The 15,900-nt window shown below is 68.0% G+C and carries 13 protein-coding genes; 5 read left to right on the forward strand and 8 right to left on the reverse strand.

Going from position 1 to position 15,900, the window contains the following annotated elements:
- Positions 1-89: 89 nt before the first annotated feature.
- The 4 genes from tkt (at position 90) to VHR41_12710 (ending at position 6,476) form a co-directional block, all read left to right on the forward strand.
- A complete protein-coding gene (gene tkt / locus VHR41_12695; protein HEX3235051.1) occupies positions 90-2,174 on the forward strand; it encodes a transketolase in 2,085 nt (694 codons plus the stop codon).
- Positions 2,171-3,277 carry a transaldolase gene (tal, locus tag VHR41_12700; protein HEX3235052.1) on the forward strand — a complete coding sequence of 369 codons (1,107 nt, stop codon included), beginning with the start codon at positions 2,171-2,173 and terminating at the stop codon, positions 3,275-3,277. The genes tkt and tal overlap by 4 nt, the downstream gene beginning before the upstream one ends.
- Positions 3,277-4,554: a cation:dicarboxylase symporter family transporter gene (locus VHR41_12705; protein ID HEX3235053.1), complete on the forward strand. Its 1,278-nt coding sequence runs from the start codon at positions 3,277-3,279 to the stop codon at positions 4,552-4,554. The genes tal and VHR41_12705 overlap by 1 nt, the downstream gene beginning before the upstream one ends.
- A gap of 113 nt (positions 4,555-4,667) precedes the next feature.
- Entirely contained in the window at positions 4,668-6,476 is a 1,809-nt protein-coding gene (locus VHR41_12710) for a PDZ domain-containing protein (GenBank protein ID HEX3235054.1), read from the forward strand.
- Between the two features lie 18 nt (positions 6,477-6,494).
- Here the strand turns inward: VHR41_12710 and VHR41_12715 are convergent, their stop codons facing one another.
- A complete protein-coding gene (locus VHR41_12715) occupies positions 6,495-7,124 on the reverse strand; it encodes a peptidylprolyl isomerase (protein HEX3235055.1) in 630 nt (209 codons plus the stop codon).
- The gene (locus tag VHR41_12720) at positions 7,121-8,107 is read right to left on the reverse strand and encodes a glutamate--tRNA ligase family protein (protein ID HEX3235056.1); all 987 of its coding nucleotides are present in this window, start codon (positions 8,105-8,107) and stop codon (positions 7,121-7,123) included. The genes VHR41_12715 and VHR41_12720 overlap by 4 nt, the downstream gene beginning before the upstream one ends.
- A gap of 103 nt (positions 8,108-8,210) precedes the next feature.
- Between VHR41_12720 and VHR41_12725 the strand changes: the two genes are divergently transcribed.
- Positions 8,211-9,011 carry an FRG domain-containing protein gene (locus VHR41_12725; GenBank protein HEX3235057.1) on the forward strand — a complete coding sequence of 267 codons (801 nt, stop codon included), beginning with the start codon at positions 8,211-8,213 and terminating at the stop codon, positions 9,009-9,011.
- Here VHR41_12725 and VHR41_12730 read toward each other — a convergent pair.
- The 6 genes from VHR41_12730 to VHR41_12755 form a co-directional block, all read right to left on the reverse strand.
- Positions 9,002-9,385, reverse strand: a complete 384-nt coding sequence (locus VHR41_12730) for a hypothetical protein (protein HEX3235058.1) — start codon at positions 9,383-9,385, stop codon at positions 9,002-9,004. The genes VHR41_12725 and VHR41_12730 overlap by 10 nt on opposite strands.
- A gap of 50 nt (positions 9,386-9,435) precedes the next feature.
- The gene (locus VHR41_12735) at positions 9,436-10,911 is read right to left on the reverse strand and encodes an alkaline phosphatase family protein (GenBank protein HEX3235059.1); all 1,476 of its coding nucleotides are present in this window, start codon (positions 10,909-10,911) and stop codon (positions 9,436-9,438) included.
- Positions 10,912-11,015: 104 nt separating this feature from the next.
- On the reverse strand, positions 11,016-12,560 hold the full coding sequence (locus VHR41_12740; protein HEX3235060.1) for a hypothetical protein: 1,545 nt from the start codon (positions 12,558-12,560) through the stop codon (positions 11,016-11,018).
- Between the two features lie 101 nt (positions 12,561-12,661).
- A complete protein-coding gene (locus VHR41_12745; protein HEX3235061.1) occupies positions 12,662-13,987 on the reverse strand; it encodes an MFS transporter in 1,326 nt (441 codons plus the stop codon).
- 344 nt (positions 13,988-14,331) lie between these two features.
- Positions 14,332-15,636 (reverse strand): hypothetical protein, encoded by a 1,305-nt coding sequence (locus tag VHR41_12750; protein ID HEX3235062.1) that lies wholly within the window; start codon positions 15,634-15,636, stop codon positions 14,332-14,334.
- Between the two features lie 8 nt (positions 15,637-15,644).
- Positions 15,645-15,900: hypothetical protein (locus VHR41_12755; GenBank protein HEX3235063.1), on the reverse strand; the 256-nt coding region annotated here is incomplete at its 5' end.

A 15,900-nucleotide genomic window follows, 5' to 3' on the forward strand; every position in this document is an offset into this window, starting at 1 on the left:
TGCCCGTCCCTTCTCCGGACGATTATGTTTCGCCGACCTCTTTCAACTCGTATCTCGCGACTCGGGTTCCGCGCTCGAAGGGAGTTCGGTTGACGCCAGAGAGCACTCGCACCCGAGTCACCCGTCCCGACGGCACCAACCATTCGCAGGTTTTCGCAGCCCCTTCCGACGAACTGGCGTGGCGCAGCATCAACGCCATCCGAGCCCTGGCGATGGACGCGGTGGAGCAGGCCCAGTCGGGGCACCCTGGCACGCCGATGGCGCTGGCACCCGCCGCGTATGTGCTCTGGAGCCGCTTCCTCCGGCACCATCCGCACCTGCCCGATTGGCCCGACCGCGACCGTTTCGTCCTCTCCTGCGGGCACGCCTCGATGCTGCTCTATTCGCTGCTGTACCTCAGCGGATACGACCTGTCGCTGGACGACCTCAAGGCGTTCCGCCAGTGGGGATCGAGAACGCCGGGGCACCCCGAGCGGCGTCACACGCCCGGGGTCGAGACCACCACCGGACCGCTGGGCCAGGGGGTGGGAAACGCGGTCGGCATGGCCATCGCGGAGCGAGTGCTGGCAGACCACTTCAATCGGCCGGGACACACCGTCGTCGACCACCGGGTGTGGGCCTTCGTGAGCGACGGGGACCTGATGGAGGGCGTCGCCAGCGAGGCGGCCTCGCTGGCGGGGCACCTCAGGCTGGGCAAGCTCACCCTCGTCTGGGACGACAACCATATCACCATCGACGGTGACACTGCGCTGACCTTCACCGAGAACGTCGTCGGCCGCTTCGAGGCCTACGGCTGGCACGTCGTCCGGGTGGGGGACGGAAACGACCTCGGCGCCATTGCTCGGGCGCTGGAGGAAGCTCGAGCCGAAACGGAGAGACCCACGCTGGTGGCGCTCCGGACGTACATCGCCGACCCCGCGCCGACCAAGCGGAACTCCGCCAAGGCGCACGGTGAGCCGCTGGGACAGGATGAGGTCCGCCGCACCAAGGAACTGATGGGTTGGCCGCTCGAGCCCTCGTTCTTCGTGCCCGACGATGCGCTGGCGCACTGGCGCCAGGCGATCGATCGTGGCGCCGAGCTGGAGGACGACTGGCGTGCTCGTCTGGCCGCGCACGCCGGCGCGCACCCGGAGCTCGCCCTGGAGCTGGAACGGTGGCTCAGCGGCCGGCTGCCCGACGGATGGGAGCAGGCGCTTCCAACACTCACTCCGGCCAAGGGCCCGCTGGCCACCCGGCAGGCCTCGGGGCTTACACTTCAGGCCCTCGCTGGCGTGGTGCCCAATCTGCTCGGAGGGTCCGCCGACCTGGCTGGGAGCACCGGGACCACCGTGGCCCAGGGCGGGGATTTCGGTCCCACCAGCAGCGGCCGGACCTTTCACTGGGGCGTGCGCGAGCACGGAATGGCCTCCTGCCTCAACGGCATCGCCGCGCACGGAGGGCTCAGGCCATTCGGAAGCACCTTCCTGGTCTTCTCCGACTACATGAAGCCGGCCATCCGGCTCGCCGCCATCATGCGGCTCCCGGTCATCTACATCGGGACGCACGACTCGATCGGTCTGGGCGAGGACGGGCCCACCCACCAGCCGGTGGAGCACCTGGCGATGCTCCGAGCGATTCCCAACCTCGTCGTGCTCCGGCCCGGCGACGGGGCGGAAACCGTCGAGTCCTGGAGGGTGGCACTGGAGCGGACCGATGGCCCCACTATCCTGGTGCTCAGTCGCCAGAAGCTGCCGGTACTCGACCGGTCGGCGCTGGGATCCGCCAGCGGTGCGCGGCGCGGTGCCTACGTGCTGCTGGACTCGTCCGGCGGCCTCCCTCAGGCGATTCTGATCGCCACCGGCTCCGAGGTGCACGTCGCGCTCGCGGCGGCGCGGCTGCTTCAGGCCGACCGGGTCCGGGTGCGGGTGGTGTCGATGCCCTCCTGGGAGGTGTTCGCGGCCCAGCCCCAGGCGTACCAGGACGAGGTGCTCCCGCCGGCGGTGCGAACCCGCCTGGGCATCGAGGCGGCCTCCGCGTTCGGCTGGCTCCGCTGGACCACCGACCAGGGCGCCATGCTGGCCATGGAGGGGTTCGGCGCTTCCGCGCCGGGCGACCGCCTGTTCCAGGAATTCAAGTTCACTCCCGAGCGCGCCGCGGCGATCGTGCGGCGGCTCCTGGCAGAGAGGTCCGCATGAATCCGAACCCGCTGGTGCGGCTCGGCGAGTTGGGTCAGAGTCCGTGGTACGACTACATCACCCGTGACCTGGTGGCCTCCGGTGAGCTGGCCCGGCTGATTGCGGACGACGGCCTGCTGGGGATGACCTCCAATCCGAGCATCTTCGAGAAGGCGGTCGCCGGCAGCCGATTGTACGATGCCGATATCCGCCGGCTGGCCGACCAGGGCCGGAGCGCGCAGGAGATCTTCGAGGCGATCGCGGTGGCGGACGTGCAGGCGGCATGTGACGTCTTCGCGCCGGTATACGAGAGCACCGGCGGCGGCGATGGCCTGGTTTCGCTGGAGGTCTCCCCGGTCCTGGCCAACGACACGGACGCTACCATTCACGAGGCCGAGCGGCTCTGGCGTTCGCTCGACCGGCCCAACGCGATGATCAAGATCCCGGGTACCGCCGCGGGGCTGCCGGCGATCACCCACTGCATCGCGGCCGGGATCAGCGTGAACGTCACACTGCTCTTCTCGGTCGAGCGCTACGCGGCCGTGATCGACGCCTTCCTGGACGGCCTGGACCGCCGGCTGGATGCCGGGCTCCCGCTCCGGCCGATCGGGTCGGTGGCGAGCTTCTTCGTGAGCCGGGTCGACGGCAAGATCGATCCGCTGCTCGACCGCCAGGGCGATCCCGCCGGCCTCCGGGGCAAGCTGGCGATCGCCAACGCCTGCGTGGCATACCGGCTCTTCGAAGGGTCGCTGGGAACGTCGCGCTGGGGCCGCCTGGCCAAGGCCGGAGCCCGGCCCCAGCGCCCCCTCTGGGCCTCGACCAGCACCAAGGATCCCCGCTATCCCGACGTGTACTACGTCGAGGCGCTGGTGGCGCCGCGCACGGTCAACACCCTTCCGCCCGAGACCTTCGCCGCCTACCGCGACCATGGGCGCCCGGCGGTGCGGATTCAGGACGGACTCGCGGCTGCGCCGGCCCAGATCAAGGCGCTGGGCGAGGCCGGCATCGACCTCGCGGCCGTGACCCGGGAGTTGGAGGAGGAGGGCGTCGCCAAGTTCGCGGCGTCGTATCTCTCACTGCTGGCTGGCATCGAGGCCAAGGCCGGAGAGCTGGTGGGCCGCTGATGCTTCGGGTCCTCAGGAATCTGTCGCTCACCTGGTGGATCTTCATCGGGATGGCCAGTGGAATCCTGATCGGATGGATGGCCCCGGAGTTCGCGGTCACGCTCAAGCCGCTCTCGAACGTTTTCCTCCGGGTGATCAAGTCGGTCGTGGTGCCGATCATCTTCGGCACTCTGGTCATCGGCATCGCCGGCCACGGCGACGACCTCAAGCGCATCGGACGGCTGGCCGCAAAATCGATCGGCTACTTCTGGCTGATGACGACGGTGGCGCTGGCCGTCGGCCTCGTCGCGGTCAATGTCACCCGGCCCGGCATCGGCGTGATCCTGCCGCCGCCCGATCCCCACGCGGCCATTCCGCGGCCCGCGCCCACCACCTTCGGCGGGTTCCTGGAGCACATCGTTCCCCGCAGCTTCTTCGAGGCCGCCGCGGACAACGAGGTCCTGCAGGTGGTGTTCTGGGCGACCCTCTTCGCCGTCGCGCTGACCCGGGTGCCCGGCCGGCCGAAGGAGGCGATGCTGGGCTTCTGCGAGGGATTGGCGGAGGTGATGTTCAAGTTCGTCGGCATCGTGATGCGCTACGCGCCGATCGGGATCGGTGCCGCCATGGCGGTCACGGTGAGCCACAGCGGTATCGGGGTGCTGAGGAACCTGGGACTCCTGGTCGCGACGCTCTACGCGGCCCTGGTCATCTTCGCGCTGGTGGCGCTGATCCCGGCCGCGCTCATCGCCCGGATCCCGCTCCGGCGGTTCATTCGCGCCGTCAAGGACCCGGCGATCATCGCCTTCACCACCACGTCGTCCGACGCCGCGCTGCCGCTGGCCATGCAGCGGATGACCGAGTTCGGCGTCCCCCGCCGCATCGTGGCGTTCGTCATGCCCACGGGCTACTCCTTCAATCTCGACGGCTCCACGCTGTACCTGGGCGTGGCCTCGATCTTCGTGGCCCAGGCGGCGGGCGTCCATCTCACAGTGGGGCAACAGCTGGTGCTGATGTTGACCCTGCTCATCACAAGCAAAGGGATCGCAGCCGTGCCGCGAGCCTCCCTGGTGGTGCTCTCCGGGACACTCACCGCCTTCGGGCTGCCGCTCGAGGGCGTCGCGGTGATTCTCGGCGTGGACGAGCTGATGGACATGGCGCGCACCATGGTCAACCTCGTCGGCAACTGCCTCGCGACCGCGGTGATGGCCCGCTGGGAGGGGGAGCTTGCGGCCGAGCCGGCGATTGCCCCTCTGAGCCCGGCGTCGGCATCGGTCACCCCCGCCCCATCGGACGCCTGATATCCAGCCGTGAAACCCTTCGAGGGTCTCCTGCCGTCTAACCTCTGACCAACCACGCTTCCTACCTTCCACCAGGACCGGACATGACGCTCGATCGCTCGCTGAGAGGCGGGATGGCCGCCGCCCTTATGCTCCTGAGTACGGCGGGCACCCTTCGTGGGCAGGCGCCCGCGCCCGCCCCGCCTCGGTCGGCTCCGCTGACCAACCTGCGTTACGAGGTCGCCTACGACTCGGCGGCAGCACAGAATCGAAGCATCGCGGTGACGATGAGCTTCGACGTAACAGGACCGGGACCGGTGCTCCTCTCCTTTCCTGCCTGGACGCCTGGATCCTATGAACTCGGCTTCTTCGCGAGGTGGGTCTCGAGCTTCTCCGCCAGTGCGGGAGCGAAGCCACTCGCCTGGGACAAGCTCGACTACGACACGTGGCGGGTGCAGCCGGCCGGGGCCCGCTCGATGACGGTGAAGTTCGCCTATCTGGCCGACACCTTGGACAATGCCATGGCCTGGGGCCGGCCCGACTTCCTGCTCTTCAACGGCACCAACGTGCTGCCCTACCCCGAGGGACGCGGCACCGACTTCGCGGCGACGGTCACGGTGAAAACCCAGCCCGGCTGGATCGTGGCCACCGGCATGGAGCCCGCGGGCCAGCCGGGGACCTATCGCGAATCGAACTACCACGATCTGGTAGACAAGCCCTTCTTCGTGGGCCGCATGGACTACGACAGCATGGAGATCGCCGGAACCTGGACCCGGCTCGCCACCTATCCGGTCGGGGCGCTTACCGGGCCGGCGCGAGCCCAGCTCTGGGGTCAGGTGAGCAAGGCGATTCCGGCTGAAGCGGCGGTGTTCGGAGAGACCCCGTGGAAGAGCTACGATATCATGGCGATCTTCGATTCCACCTTCAACGGGGCGAGCGCGCTGGAGCACACCAACTCGCATGTCGGGATCTACACCACCCAGCTGATCGGAACCCCGGACCTCGCGTCGATCCTCGCGCACGAGATCTTCCACGCGTGGAACGTGAAGCGGCTCCGTCCAGCCGACATGGTACCGTACCGCTACGACCGGCCCGAACCGACGCCCTGGCTCTGGGTGAGCGAAGGGATCACCGACTACTACGCCGACCTGGCCCTGGTCCGCGGCGGAATCACCACGCCGGAACAGTTCATGAAGGGCACCGCCGAGCATATGGCCGACGTGGCCAACGCGCCGCCGACCGCGCTGGAGGACGCCTCGCTTTCGACTTGGATCCATCCCACGGATGGGACCCAATACCTCTACTACCCGAAAGGCGCCCTTGCCGGGTTCATGCTGGACATCCTCATCCGGGATGCCAGCGACAACCGGCGCTCGCTGGACGACGTGATGCGCGGCCTCTACCGGGCGACGTACAAGCAGGGCCGCGGCTTCACCGCCACGGACTGGTGGAAGGCGGTCAGCGCGGCGGCCGGGGGAAAGAGCTTCGCCGATTTCAACACCAGGTACGTGGACGGCCGCGAGCCGTATCCCTGGAACCAGGTGCTCCCGCTCGCGGGGATGCGCCAGGTCACCGATACGATTCGCGAGCCGCGGCTGGGCATCGCCGCCGGCGGGGACTCGGGTCGGGCGGTCGTGGTCAAGCAGTTGGAGCCCAACAGCGCCGCCGCCGATGCCGGGGTGCAGGTGGGAGACGAGCTGCTCGCCCTGGGCGACGTCCAGGTCACGAATTCCGATTTCGGCCCGGCATACCGGAAGCGCTACGCCAACAGTGACGGGCAGGCGCTCCCCATCAGGGTGCGGCGGGGGACCGATACCCTGACGCTCAACGCGAAGGTGCGGCTGGTCACCCGCATGGAGAACCGACTGGTGGCGGACCCCACCCCCTCGGACAAAGCCCGGCGGATCCAGCAGGGGATTTTGACGGGGAAGACCGGCTCGTAATCCCGAGCGCGGCGGCGCTCACCGCCGCACGATGTTCAGGATCTTGATCGGCGGGGTGAGCTGCTGGCCCTCGGCGGGGGCCAGATTGATCCGGCGGACGATCTCCATGCCTTGCACGACCCGCCCGAACGCGGCAAACCCCTGACCGTCCGGGTTCCGCTTGCCGCCGAAGTCGAGGGCGGGTTGATCGCCGATGCAGATGAAGAAGTCCGAAGTGGCGGTGTTCGGCGCGTCACGCGCCATGGAGATGGTGCCGTCCTTGTGCTTCAGCGTGGTGACGCCGGTCCGCTCCAGGGGGATCGGGGGGAAGTCTTTGACCCGCAGCGAGTCGAGTCCGCCCTGGATGACGGCGATCTTGATCTTGTTGTCCGGCTGGTTGTCCGGCCTCACAGTCCGGTGAAACCGGCCGAAGCGGTAGAAGCCGAGATCGACGTAGCGCAGGAAGTTGGCCGCGGTAATCGGTGCGCGCTCGGAGTCCACCTCCACTTCGATGTCGCCGGCGGCGGTCTGAATCACGACGTGGGGCAGGTCCTGTGCGGCCGCAGGCCCAGCCGCGGCCGCACAGAGGACGCCGAGCCTCCATCCGGCCAGGCGAGAGCGAAGCGGATTGGTCCGCAGTCGGGGCATGGGACCCTGCCACAGGTTCATGTCCGGCGTCCTTTCGGGCCGAGCGGTGCGCTATCGGAGGGAGCGGAGCGGTTGTCCGAAACCGCCCCGAACAGCCCGGCCAGCTCTTCCGGGCCGAGGTCCCGCGGCCGCTCGATCACACCCGTGAGCCAGGCAGCGCGGCCCAGCACGGCCCCTGGGCTCATTCCCTGGGCCCGCAGCTCCCGGACGCCGGTATCGCTCGCGGCCTTACTCAACTTCTCGCCGGACGGCTTCCGGATCAACGGATGGTGCAGGAAGACCGGCGGCGTGCTCCGGCCGAGCAGGCGCCCGAGGCGCAACTGCCTGCCGGTGGAGCTCAGCAGGTCCTCCCCCCGGACGACCAGGTCAACGCCGTGGCGAAGATCGTCCACCACCACAGCCAACTGGTAGCTCCAGTTCCCCAGCCGGTCCCGCAGCAGGAGATCGCCGCACTGCTGGTCCGGGTCCTGCCTCTGCTCGCCCAGCCGCGCATCGACAAACCGCTCCTCCCCGGGGTCGATGCGGACCCGGATGCTCCGGCCGGGGGCCGGGTCCAGCCCTCGGTTCCGGCACCTGCCCGGATAGCGGGTCTCCTCGTTGAACACGTCCCCCCCGTCCAGCGCAATGTCCTTGCGGGAGCAGTCGCAGGCGAAGACGCTGGCCGAGAGCCGTGAGAGGGCCGTCGCGTATGCGTCGCCGCAGTCGCTCTGCCGCAGGTTCGACGGGCCCGCCCGCAGGTGCTCGACCGTTCCCTCGTCGGGCTCCAGGCCGAGCCAGGCGAGGTCATCCAGCAGCGCGGTTTCATACTCGGGGCGGCATCGCCCACGGTCATGGTCTTCCATCCGGAGCAGCACGCGGCCACCCAGCGCCCGCGCCACTCCCCAGACATAGACCGCGTTGGCCACATGGCCGAGGTGCAGATACCCGGTGGGACTCGGCGCGAAACGGGTGCGGGGATGGGCCGGCAGACGGCGGGCAAGCGCCTCGAGATCGATGGCCGTCACTGGCGAAGGATCGCGTGGTGCGGGCTCTTGCGATCCTGCCGTGCCTCGCACATCATCGCTCGATGCTTTCGACTCTTCGCCACGCCATTCCTGATCCCGCGTCATGACTATCCGCGAAGTCATCGTCACCAGCCTCGGCGACCTCATCGCCGAGGTCACGCCGACCGAGCCCGATCCGGCCACGGGTCGGCGGCGGGGCAGCGGAATTTATTGTGGTGGCGCAGACGCGTCGCTGCCCCTGCTCACCAGCCTCGACCAGCTCGGCGGCACCTCCCGGCCGCACAGCAAGGGCGATCTGGAAGAGTACATCCTGCGAAATTTCATCCGCTATTCCAGACCCTATTTCTCTACTCCTCCGGTGAACGACTGGGAGGTGCTGGTGGCTGCCCAGCATCACGGCCTGCCGACACGGCTCCTGGACTGGACCTACTCACCCCTGGTCGCGGCACACTTCGCCACGGTCGAAACCGGGGCGGGCACCGACCGGGCGATCTGGCGGCTCGACTGGAAGCAGGTCCACCGGCGGTTCGGTCTGCCCGAGCTGGCGCTGCTGATCCAGGACCTGGAAGGACTCTTCGGCCAGGCGCGGCCGTTCACGCCCTGGTCGCTCTTTGGCGGCGCGGACCGGGAACAGCGGCCGTTCGCCTGCATGCTGGAACCGCCCTCGCTCGACGCCAGGATCGTGGCGCAGTCGGCCACCTTTACCCTCTGCTCGGACAAGCGGCAGCCGTTCGACCGCTTCCTCGATCAGCACGGGTTGGGGCAGACGCTCACCAAGTTCGTGATTCCCGCCCATGATGCCGCGCGGCTCCGCGACCAGCTCGACCTGGTGAGCGTGGACGAGCGGCGCCTCTTCCCCGACCTCGATGGGGTCGCGGCCCACCTGCGGCGCTACTACTCCTGAGTGGGGCGCCGGTGGCCGACCAGCTTCACCGCCACCTGCTGCTCCACGTTCTCCGTCCGGGTCAGCAACCACTCGTAGCCGTCGCGGGGCGCGCTGATGGGATGCACCGCGACGAAATCACCGGCCTGCCAGGACCCGGTCGTCGCGCGATCCGAGATATCCACCTCCCAGAGGCTGCCGTCCTCCAGGGTCAGGTAACGCCCATCATCGGTCACGGCCCGCACGTCGAATCCGAGCGGAACCCGGACGGCGCCACACGCCCAATCCGACAGACAGGACGCCGGGCCGGCGGTGGCGGTCTCCTGGCCCATCAGCGGAACGAGCGGCGCGGCAAGCAGGAACGAAACGACGAAGACCCGGGGGACGGACTGCATCGAGGTACCCTCCATGGGGGATATCTGGATGATACAGCGGTTCAGGCGCTTCAGTGGAGCGGCAGGACCTCGGGAAGAGGCACCCCGTCCAGCGCCTCCGCCGGCCGGAGTCCGAGCAGCGCGGCCAGTGTCGGGGCGATGTCCACGGTGTCTATCGGCCGGTGGATGACCGCGGGGCGGACTCCCCGTCCCATGAAGGCGATCGGCACCTCCAAATCGGCGGGGGCGGTGCTCCCGTGCTCGGCGATGAGCTGGTCGGGAGGCGACCAGACGAACCCTGGCCTGAGGGAGGCACAGAGCAGCCAGCCGTGTCCCGGCGGGATCGTCCGGCGCCACAGGGCGGCCTCTGGGTCATGAGGTGGGCTGCTGCGAAGCGACGCGGGGGTGTAGACCCGGCGTACGCCGGTCCGTCGAGTGGCCTGGGCGGCGAGCGCCGCCGCGAGGCTGTCGAGCTTCACTCCCCGGGACCGGAGCGCCGCGGTGTCGGCGGAGAGCAGGCCGCTGTCGAAGTCGAGCGCCGGACTCGCGGACCAGAAATGGGAGAGAGCTCCCTGCGCGGAGGCCACCAGATCGTCCAGCGACACCCGTCCGAGTCCGGGAGACCGTTCGGGAAACGACTGAACCCCGTGGTCGGCGGTGAGCACCACCAGGGTCCGTCCGCCGGGAACGGACTTGGCCAGTGCCTCCATGAACCAGCCGAGCCAGCGATCCAATCGGAGCAGATGGTCGTGCAGCTCCCGGCTGTCCGGGCCGAAGGCGTGGCCGACGGCGTCGGTGGTGGAGAGCGAAATGGTGAGCAGATCGGGCCGGGCCCGCGCGCCCAGCCCCAGCGCGTGTACGCCCTCCAGCGCGAATGCGAGAGTGAGCGAGTCCATCCAGGGATAGCGCTGAAAGGCGCGCGCGGTCTCGACCGGATCGTCCGGGAACGGATGGGGAAAGGCGACCTCGTGTCCGCCGTTCTCGTACGGCGCGCTATCCGGCTCGGCGTACTCCCCGGCGGGGAGCAGCGGCGTCCAGGCGCGCCCGGCGAACCGTTCGGCGGAATGGCGCGCGTTGAACGCCTGGACCCAGCCGGGCAGCGAGTCAGCGTAATAGCGGCTGGTGGTGAATCGGCCGTCCACCCACCAGTACACCGGTGCCCGCGCCCGTCCGACCAGCAGAATAGCGCCGCGATCCTTGCGGGACACCGAGAGGACCCGGGTGTCGGGATCGGCGGCACGCATCCAATCGTAGAGGGTGGTGCCGCGGAACTTCCTGGGTGAGGCGCCGGGGGCGCTGGCCGACCCAAGGATCGGCGCGTCCGAATCGGCGACGCCCCGCTGATTGCTCACGATGCCGGTATGCGCCGGATCCCGGCCGGACAGAATGGTGGAGTGTCCCGGGGCGGTCTCGGTAATCGCGTGATCCTGGCGGGCGTGATCGAAGAACGCCGCGGCGTCGAGAATCCGGCGGAACCCGCCGGTAAATTGGCGGGCGTATCGCGGCAGGTAGTCCGGGCGAAGCTGATCGACGGCGATCACGACCACGAGCGCGGGATCGGAACTCGTTGGAGCGGCACCTGGCCGCTGGGCCGCGGCAGTGACGGCCAAAAGGAGGCCGAGCAAGCCCCACAGCGGGGCTCGCGCGCGTCTCACGTGGCGCCGCGCGGCTTCCGGCCCAGCCAGGCCTCGCGCAGGAGCCGCTGCTGGTCGGTGGGGTTGGGATCGATCTCGAACCGGTCCGGGTTGCCGTCTTGGTCCTCGACCAGGGTGATCCCCAGCTTCGCGTAGTACTCCTTGATCGGCAGCCGCTGTGCGTGCCAGACGTAGTGGTCGAAGAAGTCGCGGATCTGCGGGTAGGTCATCGCGACCAGGGTATCGACAAAGGTCGACTCGGGGAATGCGCGCCGCTTGCCGTACCGGTGGGTCAGATCCAGGATCACGTCCTCCAGCCCGCGCTGTCCCTTGGAAAGCTCCAGCAGACGGATGTCGAGCAATCCTGCGGCCAGCGCTCCCCGCATGTAGATGTTCCCGTACTGCCGCTGTCCCGAGTCGCTGTAGGAGGTGAGGGAGAGCTCGCGAAGGCTGTAGGTGCTGTCGAAGTTATGCCGGTCGTTCTGCATCTTGGTAATGACCGTGTGGAGATACTCCTCAGGACTCTTGAGGCCGGAGCGAAGCTGCATGGCTTGAGCGGCCCACTCGGTGGTGCCTTCGTACAGCCAGACGTGCTGCGATGGCACCGGGGTCACGAAGTTGAAGTGTTCCACGATCTCGCTGTGAATGTTGAGCGGTGTCACGACGTGGAAGAACTCGTGCGCGGCGATGTCGGTGACCCGCTTTCCCAGGGAATCGGTGAACGCTCCCTCTTTCATGACGTACTCGGAGCTGAACGAGTGCTCCCAAGCTCCGGCATTGGCATCGCCGAAGGTGTAGAGAAAGGTATAGTGGTCGACCGGGAGCTTGCCCAGGAAGTGTCCCGCGGCGTCCAGCATGGCGTGCATGGCGCTGAGCAGCTGGGACGACTTGATGAGATCGGTCTTGGAATAGGTGAAGATCTCGACCGGCACGCCGGTCACCATCACCTTGGCCCGGGAGAGCCGTCCCAGCAGGATCGGCGAATCCACCAGCTGATCGTAGCTCTCGACCCGGTAGGCGCCGGTCGAATCGCGGGTGAGCGGCGTGCCGATCTTCCAGCGGCGCGGATACAGCAGCCGGAGGCGGATGGGCGCGGCCTGCAGCCCTGTCGGATAGCCGATCACGTCGTGCGGATTAATGAGTGCGTGATCGGGCCCGAGTGAGGTGCCGCACATGAGGTAGATGGGATGCTCCGTCAGCTGCGCGTCCCAGCTTTCCGCCACGGTGTAGCGGACCGTCCGCACGGCCGCGGGTTTGGACAGGCGCCACTGGTTGACCGAGACCTGTTCGGCCGGCACCCGCCGGCCCTGCGCGTCGAACGCCTGGAAGCTGCGCACCAGGCGGCCCACGTCCATGACTTCGTAGGTGCCCGGCGCGGTCGAGGCGAACTGGTAGACGGCGTTCTCATCGGTGAGCCCGCGGACCTGAAGGGTCACCCGGAACAGGTCGTCGGCCCGGTGGTTAAGATCGATGGAGTAGGTCAGCGACGGGTGCTGTGCGGCCGCGGGTCGGGACGGGATGGCCAGAGAAAGGATGAAGAGCCATGGCAGTCGTCGAGTCATGGAACATTTCCGGTCGAGGGGTGTGGGCGGACGAAGCCGCGGCTGTAGATGCCAACGGGAATCCGAGCTGCCAGGTTTCACCCTGAGCGTACCTGCCGCCCTCACCCGAGCTGGACGGTCGACTCCACCACCGGCGGCGCGATGATCCCCTGCCGCACGTAGATCGGCCGGATCAGCTCCCGCATCCGAGGCAGGCGCGCGGCAAACCACGCGGCCCCCGCGAGGCACACCCCGCCACCGAGCACAATGGTGGTCGGCGCTCCCAGGTGGTCGGCCAGGACGCCGGCGAGCAGGCTCCCGATCGGCGCGGTGCCGAGGAATGCCATGGTGTAGAACGCCATTACCCTGCCCCGCAGGTGCTCCTCGGTGATCGTCTGTACGATGGTGTTGGTGGCGGCGAGCGACACCATGAATCCGGCGCCGACCAGCGGCAGGATGAGCAGCGAGAGCCAGAGCCGTCGCGACAGGCCAAAGGCCACCAGTCCGAGACCGAACACCGTCGACGCGATGACGATCACCCGGCCCAGCCCGAGCACGGTCTGCCGCCAGGCCAGGTAGACGGCCCCGCCCAGCGCACCCATTCCTGACGCCGTCATGAGCAGGCCGAGGGTATGGGGGCCGCCGTGCAGGACCTTGGCGGCGATGGCCGGCATCAGCACGGCGTACGGCACCCCCATGGTGCTCACCACGGCCAGCAGAATCAGCACGGTCCGGATCGGCACAAACCCGCTGACATAGCGGAAGCCGGCTGCCAGGTCCTCCAGCAGCCGGGTCTCCGGTCGAGGCCGGCGGGACGGTATCACCTGCATGGCCAGGAGGGACGCGATCACCGCCAGATAGGAGATCGCGTCCACCATGAAGCACCAGCCCTCCCCGACCATGGCAATGAGCACCCCTCCGATGGAGGGGCCGAGCACCCGGCTGGCGTTCACCATCGTCGAGTTGAGCGCTATGGCGTTGGGCAGGTCGGCGCGATCCTCGATCATGTCGACGACGAACGCCTGGCGGGCCGGTGTGTCGAAGGCGTTGATCACGCCTTGCAGCACCTGCAGAACCAGCACCTCGACTACCGTGATGATGCCGGAAAGCGCGAGCAGCGCCAGGGTCAGCGATTGCAGCATCGAGAGCACCTGGGTCGCGACCAGGACCCGGTGGCGGTCCCATCGATCCACGAACACGCCGGCCAGCGGTGCCAGGAACAGCGTCGGAATCTGCCCGCAGAAGCCGACGACCCCGAGGAGAAGAGCGGAGCCGGTGAGCCGGTACACCAGCCAGCTGGTGGCGATCCGGGTAATCCAGGTGCCGACCAGCGAGAGACTCTGTCCGGCGAAGAAGAGCCGGTAGTTGCGGTGCCGGAGCGCACGAACTGGCGAGGGGCGTCTGCCTGGAGGCGTTCCGGCGGCCGTCGCGGGAGGTGACTGAGGCACCGACCGCGCTACCCTGCGTCCGCCAGCGTGAACAGGTCCGCCGACGTGAACCTCCCCACCTTGGCGGAGGGTAGCTCGGGCCGCCAGTCAGGAGCCGGCGGCAGGTCGTCATCGGCGAAGGTCTCACAGCATGGATCGAGCGGTCGGGTCATGCCGTAAGCTAAACCGGAGCGAGCGGGTGGCAGGAATGGACCTTTTCCGAGGCTCCTTCAGGCTGCCAAGGACGCGAGTGGCCTAATGCTCGCTCACCAGCCGCTAGAAGCGCGGGTCGCCGCGTAGCGGGGCGAAGGTGGGATCGATCCGGAGCCAGCCGGGCAAGGTAGTAGGGGATCTTGAGCAGCTACCTACGTCAATGCCAATCGGATATTCCCTGCGATGTAGTGGAAATACGGATCATTCGGGTCCATGGCCGTCCGAGGCCCGGGCCGGCTCGGACCCTTGCAATTCGTCCCGCCGAACCACTCCTCGACCAACGTGGCCTGTTGCTCCATGTTGAAGTCCGAGCCCCAGTCCCCGTCGGCCGAACCGTAGCTGTACATCTTGGACTTACCCGCCGTCACCTCACCCACCTTGGTCTCGATCGCCGCATCGCAGACGAACCCCTCCAACGAGCCGTTCGCGATCTGCCACGCGTGTGTCAGCTCGTGGATGAAGAGCTGACCCGGACGGTTCCTGCAATCCCCGGTATCCGTGGTCGGGTTGTCGTAGGCGCTCCGGACCCCGATGTTCACGATGATCGACCCATCGATGCCAGGCACCGTGAAGGGACGCCCTCCGATGCCCACCAGGTCCGACAGAATCACCCGATCATACGGAATCGTGTCGCCGAATACCTGGCGGGCGAAGGCGATTTCATCGCCTTCGAGCGGGCGGTGCCTGGGAAGGATCAACTCACCGGCGACGGTGCCGGCCACGAACACCGGAAAGACCATCGCCGGCCCGAACAGGTAGAAGGTTCCTGCGGCGGCGGTGAAGCCCACCAGCCCGCCAGGCCCGAGGAAGCGAACGCCTGTCAGTCGCCCCAGGGTCGACGAGGTCAGGACGATCAGGGCGACCGGCGGCATACCCAGCACCGCCGTTCCGATTAGGAAGCTGGTCAGCTCGGCGGCGATCTCCTCCATCGTGCCCACAACCCCTCCGTGCTCGTAGGCCTTGGAGACGTGCATGTGCCCGTTGCGGAATTGCTGCCAGTTGTTGGCGATCGCCTGTCTGACACCGGACTGCTGCCAATCGAAGTTCCGCTGCGGCTCGTGTGACAGTGGTACGGTCTTGTCCGTGCCTTCGACCTCCCCCGTGCACTCGAACAGGAGGGCCGCCCCAAGAGTCGTCTCGTCTTGGACGAGCCCGCCAGCGGCGCCGGCGCCGACTAGGACAATCACCACCCGAAAGCTGTACGAGACGAATCCGCTGTCGTGCATGTGGACTTGAACGTCGAACGTGCCATCGCTGCGAATGGTCAGGTCTACCGTGCCGCCGAGGGCTTCCAAGCCGGCGGAGGTGATGGTGTCATGAAATTGCTCGCTCTCGACGCGTCCCAGCAGCCCCCGCATCGAGATTGGCGGCGTCACGCCTCGCTCCTCGGCGTAGGTGCGAATCGAGAGTGAAGGATCGAAGGCGGGCACCAGGGGGCTGGTACGTACGGCAGACATAGCGCCTCCTATTGCAGTGTCACCAGAATCGGAATGAGCGCCTGCCCCGCGGACAGCGGCGCGAGCGCTTTGCCCAGGCAGGCCCCGAAGGCCTGGAGCGGGTCACCGGCGCGCATGGCATGCCCGGGCGTTGGCGAGGTTGTCAGCAGATGGCCGATGTCGATCGCTCCGTATTGTGCGTCGACCTTGCAGTACACCTTGCCCATCAGCGCCACGGGCTGCCGACCGCCCTCCTTCCTGCCGTCCAGCACGATGCCCGGCCTG

The organism is Gemmatimonadales bacterium, from assembly GCA_036265815.1.
Lineage (GTDB): Bacteria > Gemmatimonadota > Gemmatimonadetes > Gemmatimonadales > GWC2-71-9 > CAVVWJ01.

Coding starts and splice junctions, on each gene's coding strand:
- VHR41_12750 (HEX3235062.1), bottom strand. CDS start 15,636: ATGTCTGCCGTACGTACCAGCCCCCTGGTGCCCGCCTTCGATCCTTCA.
- tal (HEX3235052.1), top strand. CDS start 2,171: ATGAATCCGAACCCGCTGGTGCGGCTCGGCGAGTTGGGTCAGAGTCCG.
- VHR41_12705 (HEX3235053.1), top strand. CDS start 3,277: ATGCTTCGGGTCCTCAGGAATCTGTCGCTCACCTGGTGGATCTTCATC.
- VHR41_12725 (HEX3235057.1), top strand. CDS start 8,211: ATGACTATCCGCGAAGTCATCGTCACCAGCCTCGGCGACCTCATCGCC.
- VHR41_12710 (HEX3235054.1), top strand. CDS start 4,668: ATGGCCGCCGCCCTTATGCTCCTGAGTACGGCGGGCACCCTTCGTGGG.
- VHR41_12730 (HEX3235058.1), bottom strand. CDS start 9,385: ATGCAGTCCGTCCCCCGGGTCTTCGTCGTTTCGTTCCTGCTTGCCGCG.
- VHR41_12715 (HEX3235055.1), bottom strand. CDS start 7,124: ATGAACCTGTGGCAGGGTCCCATGCCCCGACTGCGGACCAATCCGCTT.
- VHR41_12740 (HEX3235060.1), bottom strand. CDS start 12,560: ATGACTCGACGACTGCCATGGCTCTTCATCCTTTCTCTGGCCATCCCG.